Source organism: Iamia sp. SCSIO 61187 (assembly GCF_019443745.1).
Taxonomy (GTDB): Bacteria; Actinomycetota; Acidimicrobiia; order Acidimicrobiales; family Iamiaceae; genus Iamia.
Map to the genome: position 1 here is coordinate 211,937 of NZ_CP050948.1, position 13,693 is coordinate 225,629.

The 13,693-nt window shown below is 77.4% G+C and carries 12 protein-coding genes; 2 read left to right on the forward strand and 10 right to left on the reverse strand.

Features of this window, described 5'->3' with window-relative positions; all coding sequences use genetic code 11:
* Nucleotides 1-41: 41 nt before the first annotated feature.
* Entirely contained in the window at nt 42-548 is a 507-nt protein-coding gene (locus tag HC251_RS01010) for a hypothetical protein (protein WP_219943469.1), read from the reverse strand.
* Nucleotides 549-700: 152 nt separating this feature from the next.
* Between HC251_RS01010 and HC251_RS01015 the strand changes: the two genes are divergently transcribed.
* Nucleotides 701-1,186 carry a nitroreductase/quinone reductase family protein gene (locus tag HC251_RS01015; protein ID WP_219943470.1) on the forward strand — a complete coding sequence of 162 codons (486 nt, stop codon included), beginning with the start codon at nt 701-703 and terminating at the stop codon, nt 1,184-1,186.
* A gap of 168 nt (nt 1,187-1,354) precedes the next feature.
* Here HC251_RS01015 and HC251_RS01020 read toward each other — a convergent pair whose 3' ends face one another.
* The gene (locus HC251_RS01020; protein WP_219943471.1) at nt 1,355-4,453 is read right to left on the reverse strand and encodes a BTAD domain-containing putative transcriptional regulator; all 3,099 of its coding nucleotides are present in this window, start codon (nt 4,451-4,453) and stop codon (nt 1,355-1,357) included.
* Between the two features lie 249 nt (nt 4,454-4,702).
* Nucleotides 4,703-6,568: an FAD-dependent oxidoreductase gene (locus HC251_RS01025; RefSeq protein ID WP_219943472.1), complete on the reverse strand. Its 1,866-nt coding sequence runs from the start codon at nt 6,566-6,568 to the stop codon at nt 4,703-4,705.
* Between the two features lie 30 nt (nt 6,569-6,598).
* Between HC251_RS01025 and HC251_RS01030 the strand changes: the two genes are divergently transcribed.
* Entirely contained in the window at nt 6,599-7,267 is a 669-nt protein-coding gene (locus HC251_RS01030; protein ID WP_219943473.1) for a TetR/AcrR family transcriptional regulator, read from the forward strand.
* Here HC251_RS01030 and HC251_RS01035 read toward each other — a convergent pair.
* The 7 genes from HC251_RS01035 to HC251_RS01065 form a co-directional block, all read right to left on the reverse strand.
* Complete coding sequence (locus HC251_RS01035; RefSeq protein WP_219943474.1) at nt 7,200-7,781, reverse strand: hypothetical protein; 582 nt, start codon at nt 7,779-7,781, stop codon at nt 7,200-7,202. The genes HC251_RS01030 and HC251_RS01035 overlap by 68 nt on opposite strands.
* The gene (locus HC251_RS01040; RefSeq protein ID WP_219943475.1) at nt 7,778-9,109 is read right to left on the reverse strand and encodes a DUF58 domain-containing protein; all 1,332 of its coding nucleotides are present in this window, start codon (nt 9,107-9,109) and stop codon (nt 7,778-7,780) included. Before HC251_RS01040 ends, HC251_RS01035 begins: the two co-directional genes overlap by 4 nt.
* A gap of 2 nt (nt 9,110-9,111) precedes the next feature.
* Nucleotides 9,112-10,035, reverse strand: a complete 924-nt coding sequence (locus tag HC251_RS01045) for a MoxR family ATPase (RefSeq protein WP_219945584.1) — start codon at nt 10,033-10,035, stop codon at nt 9,112-9,114.
* A gap of 92 nt (nt 10,036-10,127) precedes the next feature.
* Nucleotides 10,128-10,622: a hypothetical protein gene (locus HC251_RS01050; RefSeq protein WP_219943476.1), complete on the reverse strand. Its 495-nt coding sequence runs from the start codon at nt 10,620-10,622 to the stop codon at nt 10,128-10,130.
* Nucleotides 10,619-11,776: a DUF4129 domain-containing protein gene (locus HC251_RS01055; RefSeq protein WP_219943477.1), complete on the reverse strand. Its 1,158-nt coding sequence runs from the start codon at nt 11,774-11,776 to the stop codon at nt 10,619-10,621. Before HC251_RS01055 ends, HC251_RS01050 begins: the two co-directional genes overlap by 4 nt.
* 76 nt (nt 11,777-11,852) lie before the next feature.
* A complete protein-coding gene (locus tag HC251_RS01060; RefSeq protein WP_219943478.1) occupies nt 11,853-12,512 on the reverse strand; it encodes a response regulator transcription factor in 660 nt (219 codons plus the stop codon).
* Nucleotides 12,509-13,657, reverse strand: a complete 1,149-nt coding sequence (locus HC251_RS01065; RefSeq protein ID WP_219943479.1) for a sensor histidine kinase — start codon at nt 13,655-13,657, stop codon at nt 12,509-12,511. The genes HC251_RS01060 and HC251_RS01065 overlap by 4 nt, the downstream gene beginning before the upstream one ends.
* Between the last annotated feature and the right edge of the window lie 36 nt (nt 13,658-13,693).

Below are 13,693 nucleotides of genomic sequence, written 5' to 3' on the forward strand. Positions count from 1 at the left end.
TCCGGGATCACGGCGCCGCCGGGCAGACCGGGCGGCGACCGCTACGCGCCGGCGCCCTCCGACGATGGTGCCGGTGGGTCGGGGGTGGCCTCGCGCAGGGCGGAGATGACGGCGTGGATCGCGGCCAGGAGCGGTGTGACGCTGCTGGGCTGGCGACCCCAGAAGGCCTCGGCCGGGACCCGGGCCCGGTGGCGACCGGCGGGGGTGAGCACCGTGATCTGGACCAGGTCGGACGGCGGCAGGTCCATCCGGTCGTCGGGCGGGACCCTCGTCAGGATCGACTGCACCACGGTCAGGAGCGAGCGGGTGGCGACCACCACCTCCGGCCGCCCGCCGGCGCCGACCACCCCGCTTCCGGCGCTGCTGTACATGCTCGTCGTCCCGTCGGCCAGGGCGATCAGGGTGACGCTGCCGCCCTCGGTCGGGACGTCGACCACGGCGCCGACCACGTCGGGGTGGTCCGGCGGGGCTTCGCCGACGTGCTCCTGCCCCTCCTCGAGGGCCCGGCCGCGCAACGTGCGGTAGAGCTCCTCCGGGGGCATCGCCATCGGCGCACGGTAGGCGGGACCCGCCGGCACCGCCCTCCGAGCGCCAGCCGGCCGGCCCGTGGCTCGGGACCTTGGACCCTCGACCCGGGCACGGACGGCGACGACGATGACGACGCCGGCCCGTCGGGTCGCGCCCGACCGAAGGAGCGGCGATGGCCCGTTGGCCCGTCTCCGACCAAGACGCCCGCGACATGTACCCCGGCGGTCGGGGCGACGAGACCGCCCGGTGGTACGCCCGGCACTGGAAGCGCGTCTTCCGCACCGGGCTGCTGCCCCGCCGCTGGGTCGTCCTCGAGGTCGTCGGGCGCCGGACGGGCCGGCCGACGTCGTTCCCCGTGGGGATGGCCGACGTGGACGGCCGCTGGTACCTGGTCTCGATGCTCGGCGAGTGCAACTGGGTCGCCAACGTCCGCGCCGCCGACGGGCGGGTGGTGCTGCGTCGCCTTCGGCCCCGCCCGGTCCGGCTGGTCGAGGTCCCCGCCGCCGACCGGGGTCCGATCCTGCGGCGCTACGTCGAGAAGGTCCCCGGCGGCCGCCCCCACATCCCCGTCCCCAAGGGCGCCCCGGTCGCCGACTTCGCCGCCATCGCCGACCGGTACCCGGTCTTCGAGGTCCACGACGCCCCCGATCCGACCTGACCGTCCCCGGCCGAACGGGGCGGGCCCCTGCCGCTGCCGTTCTTGGTGCGGATGGTGGGGTTGGGGGGCGTGTTCGGTACCAGGAACGGGTTGGGCCCTGTCGCTGCGGGTCCCGAACCCGCTGACCGCGTCACGGATCACCTCCGAGGCGATCCGGGCGCGGGCACGTCAGGCGGTGAAGCGGGCCAGCTCGTCGAGGAACACCGGGGCGCCGAGCCGGCGGGCGAGGTCCCGGGCCCGGCCGGCCAGCCGCGCCGCCGGCGCCGGGCGGTCGAGCGCCTCGGCCAGCAGCGCCAGGACGGTGTCCACCGGCCCGTAGGCGCAGGTGCCGGCCCAGCAGACCCGTCCGGACCACGGCTCGAGGCGCTCCCGGTAGCGGTGCACCAGCTCCTCGTCGCCGCTGTGCGCCGCGGCCCGGCCGCCGATGACGTGGGCCGCCAGCCAGGTGAAGTCCGGGGCCGCCCGGTCGAGGGCGAGGGTCGCGTGGTGGCGGGACGCGGCCCGGTCGGTCGGCGCGACGCACAGGGCGAGCGCCGCGTGCCAGGCCGGGACGCCGGGCTGGTCGGCCACCAGGGTCTCGAGCTGGTCGGCCAGCTCACCGAGGCGGCCGGCGGCCAGGCGCAGGGGGAGGAGCTGGGCGGCGTAGGTGGCGAAGGCGCGCGACGGCGACACGTCGACGAAGGTGGTCAGGGCCAGCTCGGCCAGCTCCTCGGAGCGGGCCAGGTCGCCGTCGAGGTGGGCGACCGCCGCCCGCTGGTAGGCCAGGGCCCACCGGCGCCCGACGTCGCCGACGCGAGGGGTCAGGTCCTCCAGCTCGGCCAGGCTGGCGCGCACCCGGTCGCCGTCGCCGCGCTGGAGGGCCACGGAGATGTCGAGCTGGGCGGCCTCGAAGCGGGCCCGGGGGTCGTCGGCGGCGACGGCGAGGTCGTGGAGCTCGTGGGTGATGCGCTCGCGCTCGTCGAGGTCGGCCGGGTGGCCCAGGGCCAGGTAGGCGAAGGGGAGCACGTCGCGGCGCGCCGCCGAGGACGTGGCGCCGGCCTCGGCGGCGACGAACAGGGCGCGGCAGCGCTCGGGCCGTGAGGTCATCGAGTACATGAGGCTGGCGGCGGCGCCGATGCGGGCCCGGTCGTCGGCGTCGGTGACGGCGGCCAGGGCGTGCTCGGCCAGGACCATGGCCCGCTCGTGCACCGTCCCCGACTCGGTGGTGGCGCCGAGCTGCAGGACGGCGAAGGCGGCCTCGCCCAGCAGGTCCACGTCGCCGATGGCCGTCGCCGCGTCGGCCGCGGCGAAGAGGGCGTCGGCCTGGCCGGGGTCGCCGGCCTGGCGGAGGGCGTCGCCCCGCCGCACCATGGCCTCCACCAGGTCCCGGGGTCGGAGGGCGGGGTTGTCCGAGGCCACGACGACCGCCCGCCCGCACCACTCGGCCGCCTCGGCGTGGGCCCCGGCGCCCGTGGCGGCGGCGGCGGCCCGGAGGGCCCAGCGGTGGGCGGCGACGGGGTCGAGCTCGGCGGCGGCGACGGCGTGGGCCGCCACCGTCGCCGGTGGGGCGCCGACCCGCTCGGAGGCGGCGGCGGCGCGGTGGTGGAGCTCGATCCGGAACCCGAGGGGCACGTCGTCGGCCACGACCCGCTGGATGGCGCCGTGGCGGAAGTGGAGCCGGCCGTCCCCGTCGGTGCGGAGGAGCCCGGCAGCGACGACCTCGGCCACGGCGGCCTCGCCGACGAGGTCCACCACGACGGCCACGGGCGACGACGTCCCGCAGACGGCGGCGGCCTCGAGGGCGGCGCGCCCGTCGGGTCCGAGGTGGGCGACGCGCCGCCGCACCAGCTCGCGCACGCCGGGCGCGGGCGGCAGGGTGTGCTCGGGGTCGCCGCCCCGGAGGTGGTCGAGAACGGCCGGGTCGACCAGCAGGCTGGCCAGCAGGACCGGGTTGCCGCCCGACATGTGGTGGAGCCAGGTGACGTCGAACGGCTCGCCCGACGACCCGAGGGCGCCGTCCAGGGCCGTCGCCGCCAGGTCAGCCACGGCGGCGACGTCGAGCGGGGGCAGCGTCACCACCCGGGCCGGCTCGGGCCCACCCGGCAGGGACACCGGCCGCTCGGCGGTGACCATCACGGTGACGCCGTCGTGGGCGGCGGCGGTGGCCAGGGCGGCCTGGGTGGTCGGCCCGGACCGCTCGACGTCGTCGACGGCGACCACGATCGGGCCCCGGTCCTCGACCTCGCGGACGAGGGCGTCGACGAAGCGGTCGACGGGCGCCAGCCGGTCGTCGGGCCGGACGCCGAGGTCGTCGACCAGCTCTGTGAGGGTCGACACCGGCGACGCCGGGTGCTCGGAGGTGGTGACGCCCACGGCCCGCCGCCCGGACCTCCGCAGACGGCGGAGGACCTCGGACACCAGGGCCGAGCGGCCCGACCCGGCCTCGCCCACCACGACGGTGACGGGGCCGGCCTCGAGGGCGTCGAGGACGGCGCGCACCTCGTCGTCGCGGCCCACCAGCCGGAGGGGCGCGGTGCCGGCGGTGCCGGGCTCGACCTCGAGGACCAGGGCCTCGGCGGCCCGCAGCTCGGGCCCCGGGAGCAGCCCGAGGTCGCGGGCCAGCGAGCGGTGCGCCCGGTCGAGGGCGGCGAGGGCGTCGCCGCGCCGGCCGGTGACCGCCAGGGCGCGCACGAGCAGGGCCCAGCGGTGCTCGTCGCCGGGGGTGGCGGCCACCAGCCGCTCGGCCTCGGCCACGGCCCAGCGGGTGCGCCCGGCCGCGAGGGCGGCGGCCAGGCGCACGTCCTCCAGGGCCCGGCGGACCTCGCCCAGGTGGGTGCGGAGGGCGGCGGCCACGGCCAGCTGGTCGAGCTCGTCGAGGGGCCGACCCCGCCAGCGCCCCAGCGCCCGCTCGGCGATGTCGTGGGCCGACGCGGCGTCGTCGTCGAGGGTGGCCTCGGCGGCACGCAGGTCGGCGGCGACGGCGGCGAGGTCGCTCGGCAGGCCCAGCCGGTAGCCCCGCCCGTCGGTGAGCACCGCCTCGGGGCCCAGCCGGACCCGGAGCCGGCTCACCTGGTTCTGGATCGCGGCCCGGGAGGTGGCCGGCGGGTCGTCACCCCACAGCGCCTCCTCGAGCTCGGCGACGGCGACGGTGCCGGGCGCGTCGATGGCGAGCCGGCCGAGGATCTGGCGCTGCATGAGCGACAGGGCGCTCGGCGCCCCCGGTCCCTCGACCGTGCACGGCCCGAGCAGCCGCAGCCGCAGGCCGGAGCCCCCGTCCCCTCCCTCCACGGCCGGAGGTTACCCCCGGTGCGCCAACGGGGGAGCGCCCGTTGGCGGGCTGTTGGCGGGCGCGGGGCAATGTGGTCGCCGTGACGGACGGCAGGGCGGGTCGACCCGTCGGGGGAGGGGCCGGGGTGGCGGCACGACGGGGGTAGGCGGGCCGCCGCCCGCCGGGGCGGTGGTGGTCACCCCCTGGCCACCACCGCCTCGGGCGTGCGGCGAGCCCGTCGCCGCCGTCACCCCACCGCCCGCAGGTGCTCAGGGGGCGGTGGCGATGGCCAGCGGGTACGGCAGGTCGAACACGTTGGGCTGGCCGGCCCGGTACCGCTGGCGGTCGAGGCTCTTGGCCGCCGCCAGCTCGGGCGGCTGGTAGAGCGACCACACCTGGGTCAGCGGCTCGGAGGACCCGGCCTCCTGGAGGAGGGCGTTGACGGCCTTGCGCCCGGCCTCGTTGGCGCTCTCCATGGTGGCCAGGTCGATGTCGGTGCGGACGTGGTCGGCGGCGAGGAAGAGGTTGGGCACGCCGGTGTGGGCCTCCGAGCGCAGGGCCCAGCTGCCGGCGGTGTTGATGAGCAGGGGCTCGTCGTTGGCCGCCTCGACGACGCCGGGCCGCGGGTAGGTGATGGCCGGGTCGAGGTGCCACGACGCCACCACCTCGTCGCGCAGGTGCTCGCCGCCGGTGTCCTCCAGGCTGGCCTTGAGCTGGGCCCACACCTCGGTGAACACCTCCTCGGGCGTGCACTCCCGGGCGGGGCGGCCGAACACGATGCCGTCCCGGGTCCAGTCGGAGATGTCGATCGACAGGCAGTCCCGCACGGTGCCGTCGCCGTAGTCGTCGGGGAAGCTGCGCTCGGCCCAGAACTGGGCCTGGCTGATCGAGGTCAGGGCCCACCTGCTGTCGAGGTAGGCGACGTGGCCGTGCACGAGCGGCACCGGCTCGCGGAGGTAGATCTGCAGGCCGTTCATCCAGTCGGTGACCAGCCGGCCGGTGTCGGCCAGGTGGGGGTCGAGGGCGAGGATGTCGGCGTTCCACAGCGCCGGCGTGCGCTCGGCGGGGACGGCGACGACGAACCAGTCGGCGGTCAGGGTCCGCGTGCGCCCGTCGGCGCCGGCGACCCGGGCGGCGGTGATGCGCCCGCCCTCGACGGCCAGGTGCTCGACCAGCCCGCTTTCGAACCGCACCCCGAGGGTCTCGAGGTGGTCGATCCACGGGTCGATCCACGCCTCGTTGGTGGGGGCGTCGAGGACGCGGTCGGGGGCGCCGTCGCTCCCCCGGCCCATGGCGGAGAGGACGAAGGCCTCGCCCATCTTCCCGATGGTGCGGGTCGAGGCGACCTCGGGCTTGGCCGCCACCAGGCTGCGGGTCAGGCCGGAGGCGACGACCTCCTGGTACTGGGTCGACATCGACTCGGCGCTGATGAAGTCCCACCAGCCGACGTTCTCCCACTGGCCGTAGCGCCGGTCCTCGCAGCTGGTCAGGTAGACGAGGAGCCGGTTGGCGAACCAGGCCAGCTCGTGGGGCGGGACGTCGGTGACGAGCTGGAAGGCGGCGACGACGCTGCGGACCATCGACTCGGCGGTGAGGGCGCCGGGACCGGCCTCGATGACGAGGTCCTCCCGGCCCCCGCTGCGGGAGATGGCCACGCCGGAGGCGTCGACGAGGTTGTCCCACACGCCGTTGGGGTTGCCGGGGACGGGGATGCGCCGCATGGTGTCGGGCAGGTTCCGGTAGAAGCCGGGGAAGAACCGGAACCCGTGCTCGCCGGGGAGGGGCCGGCGGCCGCCCGCCGCCGTGCCGGCCACGCCCATGCTGCGGGCCTTGCCGCCGAGGGCCTTGCGCTCCACGACGGTGACGGCGAAGCCCCGCTCGGCCAGCTCGTGGGCGGCGGTGAGCCCGCCGGGGCCGGCTCCGACGACGACCACCCTCGGCTGGGCTCGTCCGCCGCCCGTCGTCGCCGTCTGCCGGCGCGGCGGCGGGTCGCCGGCGCTGGCCCCGGCGGGGCCGGCCACCCCGACGGTGAGGGCTCCGGCCGCGCTGGCGGCCAGACCGGTGAGGACCCGGCGACGGCTGACTGTGGCGTTGTGCTGCGTGGCGTCGCGGGGCGTGTCGCTCCGCGTTGTCATCTGCAAAGAAGTACCGTAATCTTTGCATCTATGCAAGCCGGTCCCGCTCCCGACGACGGCGTCGACGACGGTGCGGACGCCGCCGTCGTCGCCCTGCCGCCGTCGCCGTCGGCCGGTCTCCCGCCGCCGCCGTCGGCCGGTCTCCCGCCGCCGCCGTCGCCCAAGCTCGACCCGCTGCTCGACGCCGCCGCCGTGTGCCTGGCGGCCCGGGGCCCGTCCAAGACGACCCTCAGCGACATCGCCCGCGAGCTCGGCGTCGCCCCCAGCACGGTCTCCCGGAAGGTCGGCACGGTCGAGAGCGCGGCCTGGCTGCTCTGCGCCCGCGAGGCGCACCGGTTCTTCGCCCGCCTGCCCGAGATCGTCGCCCCCCACGACGGGGCCCGGATGGTCACCGCCTTCATGGCCGCCGGCATCGAGACGGCCCGGGCCGACCCGGTCTTCGCCCACATCCTCCAGCACGAGCCCGACTTCGTGGGCCGGGCCGTGACCCGCCGCATGGAGGCGATCATCGAGCAGGTCACCACCGCCCTGGCGCCGGTGCTGTCGATGGCCATGGACATGGGCGTCATCCGCCGCACCGATCCGGAGCCGCTGGCCCACTGGGTCACCCGGGTGGCGCTCGTGTGCGTCCTCAGCCCCCCGCCCGGCGACCTCCACGAGGCGCTGGACCAGATCCTGCTGCCCCAGCTGGAGCCCTGAGCGGGGAGCGTCGTCGCCCGGTGGCGATCGCCCCGACGGCGACGACGGCGACGACGGCGGTCAGGGCCACGACCTCGCCCACCAGGCCGCCCGGCGCCGGCAGCGACCCGACGGCGAGGAGGACGAGCCCACCGACGAGGGTGGCGGCGACGACGGCGGCGGCGCGGGCGACCTCGGCGTCCACCACGGCGGCGTCGGGGACGGCCGTCGACCGGCTCCGGGCGGCCAGGCCGGTGGCCTCGCCGGCGGCGACGGCCCCTGCGGCCCACAGCACGACCTCGGGGGCGAGGCCGTCGGCGCCGAGGCCGGTGGTGGCGGCGACGCCGACGGCGCCCAGCCCGAGGGCGAGGGCGACGTCGCCGCCCCGGTCGGCGGCGACCCAGAGCCCGGCGCCGGCGACCACCACCAGGGCCACGACGAGCCACCCGGGGGCTCCGGCCCCGCGCCCGGCGAGGATCACGGTCGCCCCGCCGATCATCGGCCCGGCGGCGACGAGGGCGGGGCGTCGGATCACGGGGTCACCGGGGTGGTCCGGACAGAACCCGTGAGGGCGAGGACGGCGGCGTCGGGTGAGGCCCCGGCGGGGACGGTGGCGGTGCGCAGGCCCTGGGCGGCCAGGCGCCGCCGGCGCTGCTCGACCTCGAGCCGCCAGAGCCGCACGGCCTCGGGCGGGACCGGCGCGAGGTGGGGGGCGAGCAGGGGCGTGCGGTCGATGACCACGACGGCGACGTCGAGGCCCCGGCGGCGCAGCGAGGCGAGGGCGGTCGCGAACACGTCGTCCTCGAGGGTGGTGATGGCGACGACGGTCGCCCCGGCCGGGATGGCGTGGGGCGGGAGGAAGCCGATGAGGCTGGGGTGGGTCAGCGTCAGCGACGCCACCGCGAACAGCTCCTGCAGCAGGTGCTCGCGGCCCCGGGTGCCGCCCCGGGGTGGGAGCCACCGCAACCCGCTCCCGAACAGGACGGCCCCGACCCGGTCCTGGCGGGCGAGGTGGACCTCCGCGAGCGCCCACGCCACGCGCCCGGCCTCGAGCAGGCCCGATGGCGGGTACGCACCGCCGTCGACGGTGGTGTCGATGACGAGGACGACGTCGCCCGCCCGCTCCGAGTGGCGCTGGTTGGCCATGAGCCGACCCCGACGGGCCGTCGCCTTCCAGTTGACCGCGTGCAGCGGGTCGCCGGGCTGGTGGGGGCGGAGCTCGGCGAAGTCCGACCCGTCCCCCCGGAGGCGGGTCAGGTGGCTCCCGGCCACCGATCGGGGCTGGGTCGCCCGGAGCGCACCGCGACCCCGGGGGGCGGCGGGGAGCACCTCGACCCGGCGCCGGAGGACGGCACCTCCCGTCCAGCGCACCAGCCCGCCGGGGCCGTCGACCCGGAGCTCGACCCGATCGACCCACACCTCGCCCCAGTGCCGCGTCCGCGGGGCGATCGTCCAGCGCACGGGCTCGGGCCCGACCCGGCGGGCCACGGCCACCGGGCCCTCGGGATCGTCGAACCGCACCGGCCCGCGGACCCGGGCGGCCACCTCGACCACCACCGGGCGCGAGGCGACGAGCTCGACGACGACGGCGAGGCGGTCGCCCTCGACGAGGCGGCCGATCGGCGGCAGGACCCGGATCCGGAGCTCGGGGTCGGCGGCCGAGGCCGTGGCCAGCACGGCGAGGACGAGGAACGGCGCGCCGAGGACGACGAGCTCCACCCGGGAGGCGGCCAGGCCGAGCACGATCCCGGCGAGCCCGAGGACGACGTAGGCGCCGAGCCGGGGCCCCCGCTCGCGGCGCAGCGGGACCGTGGTGGCGGCGTCGTCGGACCCGAGGACCGGCACCAGGTCGCGGAGCAGCATCGCTAGCGCGCCGTCGGCGCCGGCACCGACGCCAGCACCTCGTCGAGGATCGTGGCCGGGTCGACCTGGCGCACCCACTGGTCGCTGGTGAGGAGGAGGCGGTGCTCCAGGGCAGGGTGGGCGATGGCCTTGACGTCGTCGGGCAGCACGAAGTCGCGCCCGGAGAGGACGGCCCGGACGCGGGACAGCCTGATCAGGGCCAGGCTGCCCCGGGGGCTGGCCCCGACCGCCAGCCGCTCGTCCCGGCGGGTCGCGGCGGCGAGGTCGACGGCGTAGGCGACGATGCCGGGGTCGACGTGGACGGCCTCCATCGACCGCTGCATGGCCAGCAGGTCGCCCGGCTCCAGCACGGCGGTGACGGCCACGGCGTCCACGCCGCGGGTCAGGCGCCGGTCGATCAGCTCGACCTCGGCGGTGCGGTCGGGGTAGCCGACCGGGGTCCGGAGGATGAACCGGTCGAGCTGGGCCTCGGGCAGGGCGTAGGTGCCCTCCTGCTCGATCGGGTTCTGGGTGGCGATGACCAGGAACGGCGACGGGAGGTCGCGCGTCGCCCCGTCGGCGGTGACCTGGCGCTCCTGCATGGCCTCGAGGAGGGCCGACTGGGTCTTGGCCGGCGCCCGGTTGATCTCGTCGGCCAGGACGACGTTGGCGAAGACGGGGCCGGGCACGAACCGGAAGCCACCGCCGCCGGGGTCGAGGATCGAGACGCCGGTGATGTCGGCCGGGAGCAGGTCGGGCGTGAACTGGATCCGGCGGAAGGTGAGCCCGCTGGCCGCCGCGAACGTCTGGGCGATGAGGGTCTTGGCGACGCCCGGCAGGTCCTCCAGCAGCACGTGCCCGTCGGCGAGCAGCCCGCCGAGGACCACCTCGAGGACGGCCCGCTTGCCCACCACCACCCGCTCGACCTCGTCCAGCAGCGCCGCCATGAGGTCGGCCGTGCGGGCCAGGGGGGCCTCGGCCGGGCCCCCGCCCTCGGCGTCGCGGTTAGGGGCCGGGACCGCAGACACCGGCCCCGAGGTCACAGGGCCTCCAACCGGTGGAGGGCGGCCGCCAGGTCGACGGGCCCGATGGGCTGGTCCGGTGGCGTGGCGACCAGGACCCAGAGGTGCTCGCCGGTCAGGTCGTGGGCGGCGCGCGCCGTGCCCGGGTCGTCGGGGTCGAGGCCGCGCGCCCGGAGGCGCTCGCGCCCGATGCGGTGGACCACGGCCCGCGCTCCGCCGTCCGCGCCCGCGGCGGTGGCCGCCTCCACCGACGCGGCGATCCGCCGCAGCTCCCGCGGGAGGTCCTCCGGCGCGGGTGGCGGCCCGGGGGCCCGGTCGAGGTCGGTGACCGCCGCCTCCGGGTGCGCCCGGATCCCGGCTGCGAGCACGACGGCGAGCACGGCGATGGCCACCGTGAGCACGGCGAGCCGCTCGACCTGGGGCCGGACGACCGGGTGCCCGTCGGCGACCGCCCACAGCAGGACGAGGACGACGAGGGCCCCGGCAGCGGCGACGGCTGCGGATCGTCTCATCCGACCGGCTCCCGGACCCGGGCCAGGTCGGCGGCGACCTCGTGGAGGGCGGACCCGGCCCGCCGTCGGTGCTCCGGGCTCATGGGGTGCGCGCTGAAGCGGGCCTCCTCGAACAGCGCGGTCAGCTCGCGCAGCGGCGCCGGGCGGACGTCGAGGGAGCTCATGACGCGCTCCATGTGCTCCAGGGGCGTCTCCGCGGGGCGGCGGCCCTGGGCGCAGGCGTCGAGCCCGTCGAGCAGGGCGACGTAGGCGGCGATCACGGCGTCGCGGTCGTCACCCCCGTCGTCGAGCCGGCGGGTCCCGTCGTCGACCGAGGCGGCCAGGACGACCCGGTCGTGGCGCACCTGCCCACCCGCGTCGTGCCCGGGCGGGGGCCGGTCCGGCGTCGGCCCCCGACGGAGGGAGCGGAGGCCGAGGGCGAGCCAGAGGGCGAGCCCGGCCAGGACCGCCACGGCGGCGACGGTCGCCGTCCCGCCCACCAGGTCGCCGAGCCGGTCGACGCCGTCCTCCGCCTCCTGGTCGGACCGGGTGCCGACGCCCTCGCCCTCGGCACCGGCGCGCCCGTCGCCCCCGTCCCCACCCGATCCGGACCCCCGGCCCGTCCGCCCGCCGAACAGGTCGGTGGAGACCTCGTCGTCGGGGACGCCGTAGCCGGCGGGGGTCAGGCAGTCCTGGCGGAGGCGGGCCCCGACGAGGCACCGGTCCGTGAGCACGAGGAGGGTCCCCGCGCCGGCCACGCAGCTGACGTCGGCGCCCCCGCCCGGCTCGACGCACGCCTCCGGCACGTCGACGCCCATCTCCCGCTCGATGCAGTCGGCGGCGATCGACCGCTCCCGGCGACAGGTGCGGGGCACGACCTCGGCGGCGATGCTGTCCCGCTCATCCCCCGGCCCGGGGTCGGCGAGGCAGGCCGGGTCGATCGACCCGTCGGCGATGCACGCCCCGGCCAGCGCCTCGGGCGGAATCGCCCCCCGGAGCAGCGACCGGGCCAGGCGCACGTCGCCGGCGGTGACCGCCGACGGGTCCGGGTCGGCCACCAGCAGGCGCTCGTCGGCGAACGCGGCCACGATCGCCAGGGCGCCGAGGACGATGACGACCACCGCTGTCTGCCGCCCCGGTCGTCGAGGCTGCGACTCCACCCCGGGATCGGGCATGGCGACACGCTACGACCACGGTGGGACCCTGGCTCGGGGACGGCGCCGACGGCTGGCGGGGCCTCACGGCCCGGGGTCAGGCGGGCATGCGGTCGGTCTCGTAGGCCCACATGGCCAGCTCCACCCGGTTCCGGGCGCCGAGCTTCTGCATGAGGCTGGCGAGGTGGGTCTTCACCGTGCTGAGGCTGATGCAGAGGTCGTCGGCAATCTCGGCGTTGGTCCGGCCCCGGGCGACGGTCACCAGCACCTCCTCCTCCCGCTCGGTGAGCGGGTCGAGCGGTTGCGCCGCCGGCTCCCGGGCCGACGCCCCCTCGGAGAACGTCGCCAGGAGGCGGGCGGTCACGCTCGGGGCGATGAGGGCGTCGCCCTTCGCCGCCGAGCGCATCGCCTGGGCCAGCAGCTCGGGGCCGGAGTCCTTGAGGAGGAACCCGCGGGCCCCGGCCTTGAGGGCGCCGTGCACGTACTCGTCGCGGTCGAAGGTGGTGATGACGACGATGGCGAGCGGGTCGGCCACGTCCGGTCCCGCCAGGCGCCGGGTGAGCTCGATGCCGTCGAGCTCGGGCATGCGGATGTCGAACAGGCACACGTCGGGGCGCAGCCGGCGGGCCAGGTCGAGGGCGTCGCGGCCGTCGACGGCCTCGCCCACGACCTCGATGTCGGGGTGGGCGTCGAGGATCATGCGCAGGCCGGTGCGCACGATCTCCTGGTCGTCGGCGACCAGCACCCTGATGGTCACGAGGTGACCGCTCGGCGGGGGAGGGTGGCGGCGACGCTCCAGCCCCCGCCGGGGCGCGGGCCGGCGGCGAAGGTGCCGCCGAGGAGCTTGGCCCGCTCGGCCATCCCGACCAGCCCGAAGCCGGTCGGCGTGGCGGGCGACGGCCCGCCCGGGCGTCCGTCGTCGTCGACGGTGACCCGCACGTGGTCGGTGTCGCCGTCCACCCGCACCTGCACCTCCGAGGCGTGGCGGGCGTGGCGCAGGGCGTTGGTGACCGCCTCCTGCACGAGGCGGAAGCAGGCGGCGTCGACGGCGGGACGGAGCTCGTCGAGCTCGCCGGCGGTGGTCACCACCACCCGGGGACCGGCTCCACCGGCGCCCGTCTCGAGCCTCCGCAGGTCGCGGACGCCCTGGGGCGGGCTCAGCTCAGCCTGGTCGCCGTGGCGCAGGGCGCCGACCATCGATCGCATCTCCTCAAGCGCCCGGGCGGCCTGCTCCTCGATCACCGAGAGGGCGTCGAGCGCGGCCTCGGGTCGGGAGGCCGCCACCACCCGACCGGCCTGGGCCCGGACGGCGATGGCGGACACGTGGTGGGCGACGGTGTCGTGGAGCTCGCGGGCCAGCTCCTCGCGCTCGCGCGACCGCACCCCGGCCACCTCCTCGGCCCGCAGCTCGCGGGCGTAGCGGACGGCGATGCCGATGGCGCAGGCGAGGAGGAGGACGACCGTCCCGCCGACGAGGTCGGCCGCCGGGGCACCGGAGACGGCGGTCAGGACCATCGGGACGGCCAGGACGAGGAGGCCGGCGCCGACCGCTCGGGCCGAGGCCCACCGGGCGAGGGCGTAGGGCAGCACGAGCAGGAAGATGGCGGTGGTGAGCCCCTCCCAGTCCGCGTCGTGGACGATCGCCACGGCGTGGGCGGTGCTCATCGTCCCGAAGCCGACGACGACCACCGCCAGGGGGTGGACCCGCCGCCAGGGGAGGAGGGCGGCGACGCCGAGCGTCAGGGCCAGGGAGACGGCGGGCCACACGAGGTCGGGCCGGGCGACCGTCTCGATCGTCGCCGCCACGGCCAGGACCGCGACGACGATCCAGTCCCGCGGGGCCGGCCCGGGCGGATCGGCCACCCGGGGTGCGGCCCAGTAGGGCCGGCTCGTGTCCAGCACGGGGCCAGCGTACGACGACCCGGCGACGGGGGGATC

Excerpts from the sequence above, each read along its gene's own strand:
- HC251_RS01025 (WP_219943472.1), bottom strand. The coding sequence starts at position 6,568 with ATGACAACGCGGAGCGACACGCCCCGCGACGCCACGCAGCACAACGCC.
- HC251_RS01055 (WP_219943477.1), bottom strand. The coding sequence starts at position 11,776 with ATGCCCGATCCCGGGGTGGAGTCGCAGCCTCGACGACCGGGGCGGCAG.
- HC251_RS01015 (WP_219943470.1), top strand. The coding sequence starts at position 701 with ATGGCCCGTTGGCCCGTCTCCGACCAAGACGCCCGCGACATGTACCCC.
- HC251_RS01040 (WP_219943475.1), bottom strand. The coding sequence starts at position 9,109 with ATGCTGCTCCGCGACCTGGTGCCGGTCCTCGGGTCCGACGACGCCGCC.
- HC251_RS01050 (WP_219943476.1), bottom strand. The coding sequence starts at position 10,622 with ATGAGACGATCCGCAGCCGTCGCCGCTGCCGGGGCCCTCGTCGTCCTC.
- HC251_RS01010 (WP_219943469.1), bottom strand. The coding sequence starts at position 548 with ATGGCGATGCCCCCGGAGGAGCTCTACCGCACGTTGCGCGGCCGGGCC.
- HC251_RS01030 (WP_219943473.1), top strand. The coding sequence starts at position 6,599 with ATGCAAGCCGGTCCCGCTCCCGACGACGGCGTCGACGACGGTGCGGAC.
- HC251_RS01045 (WP_219945584.1), bottom strand. The coding sequence starts at position 10,035 with ATGGCGGCGCTGCTGGACGAGGTCGAGCGGGTGGTGGTGGGCAAGCGG.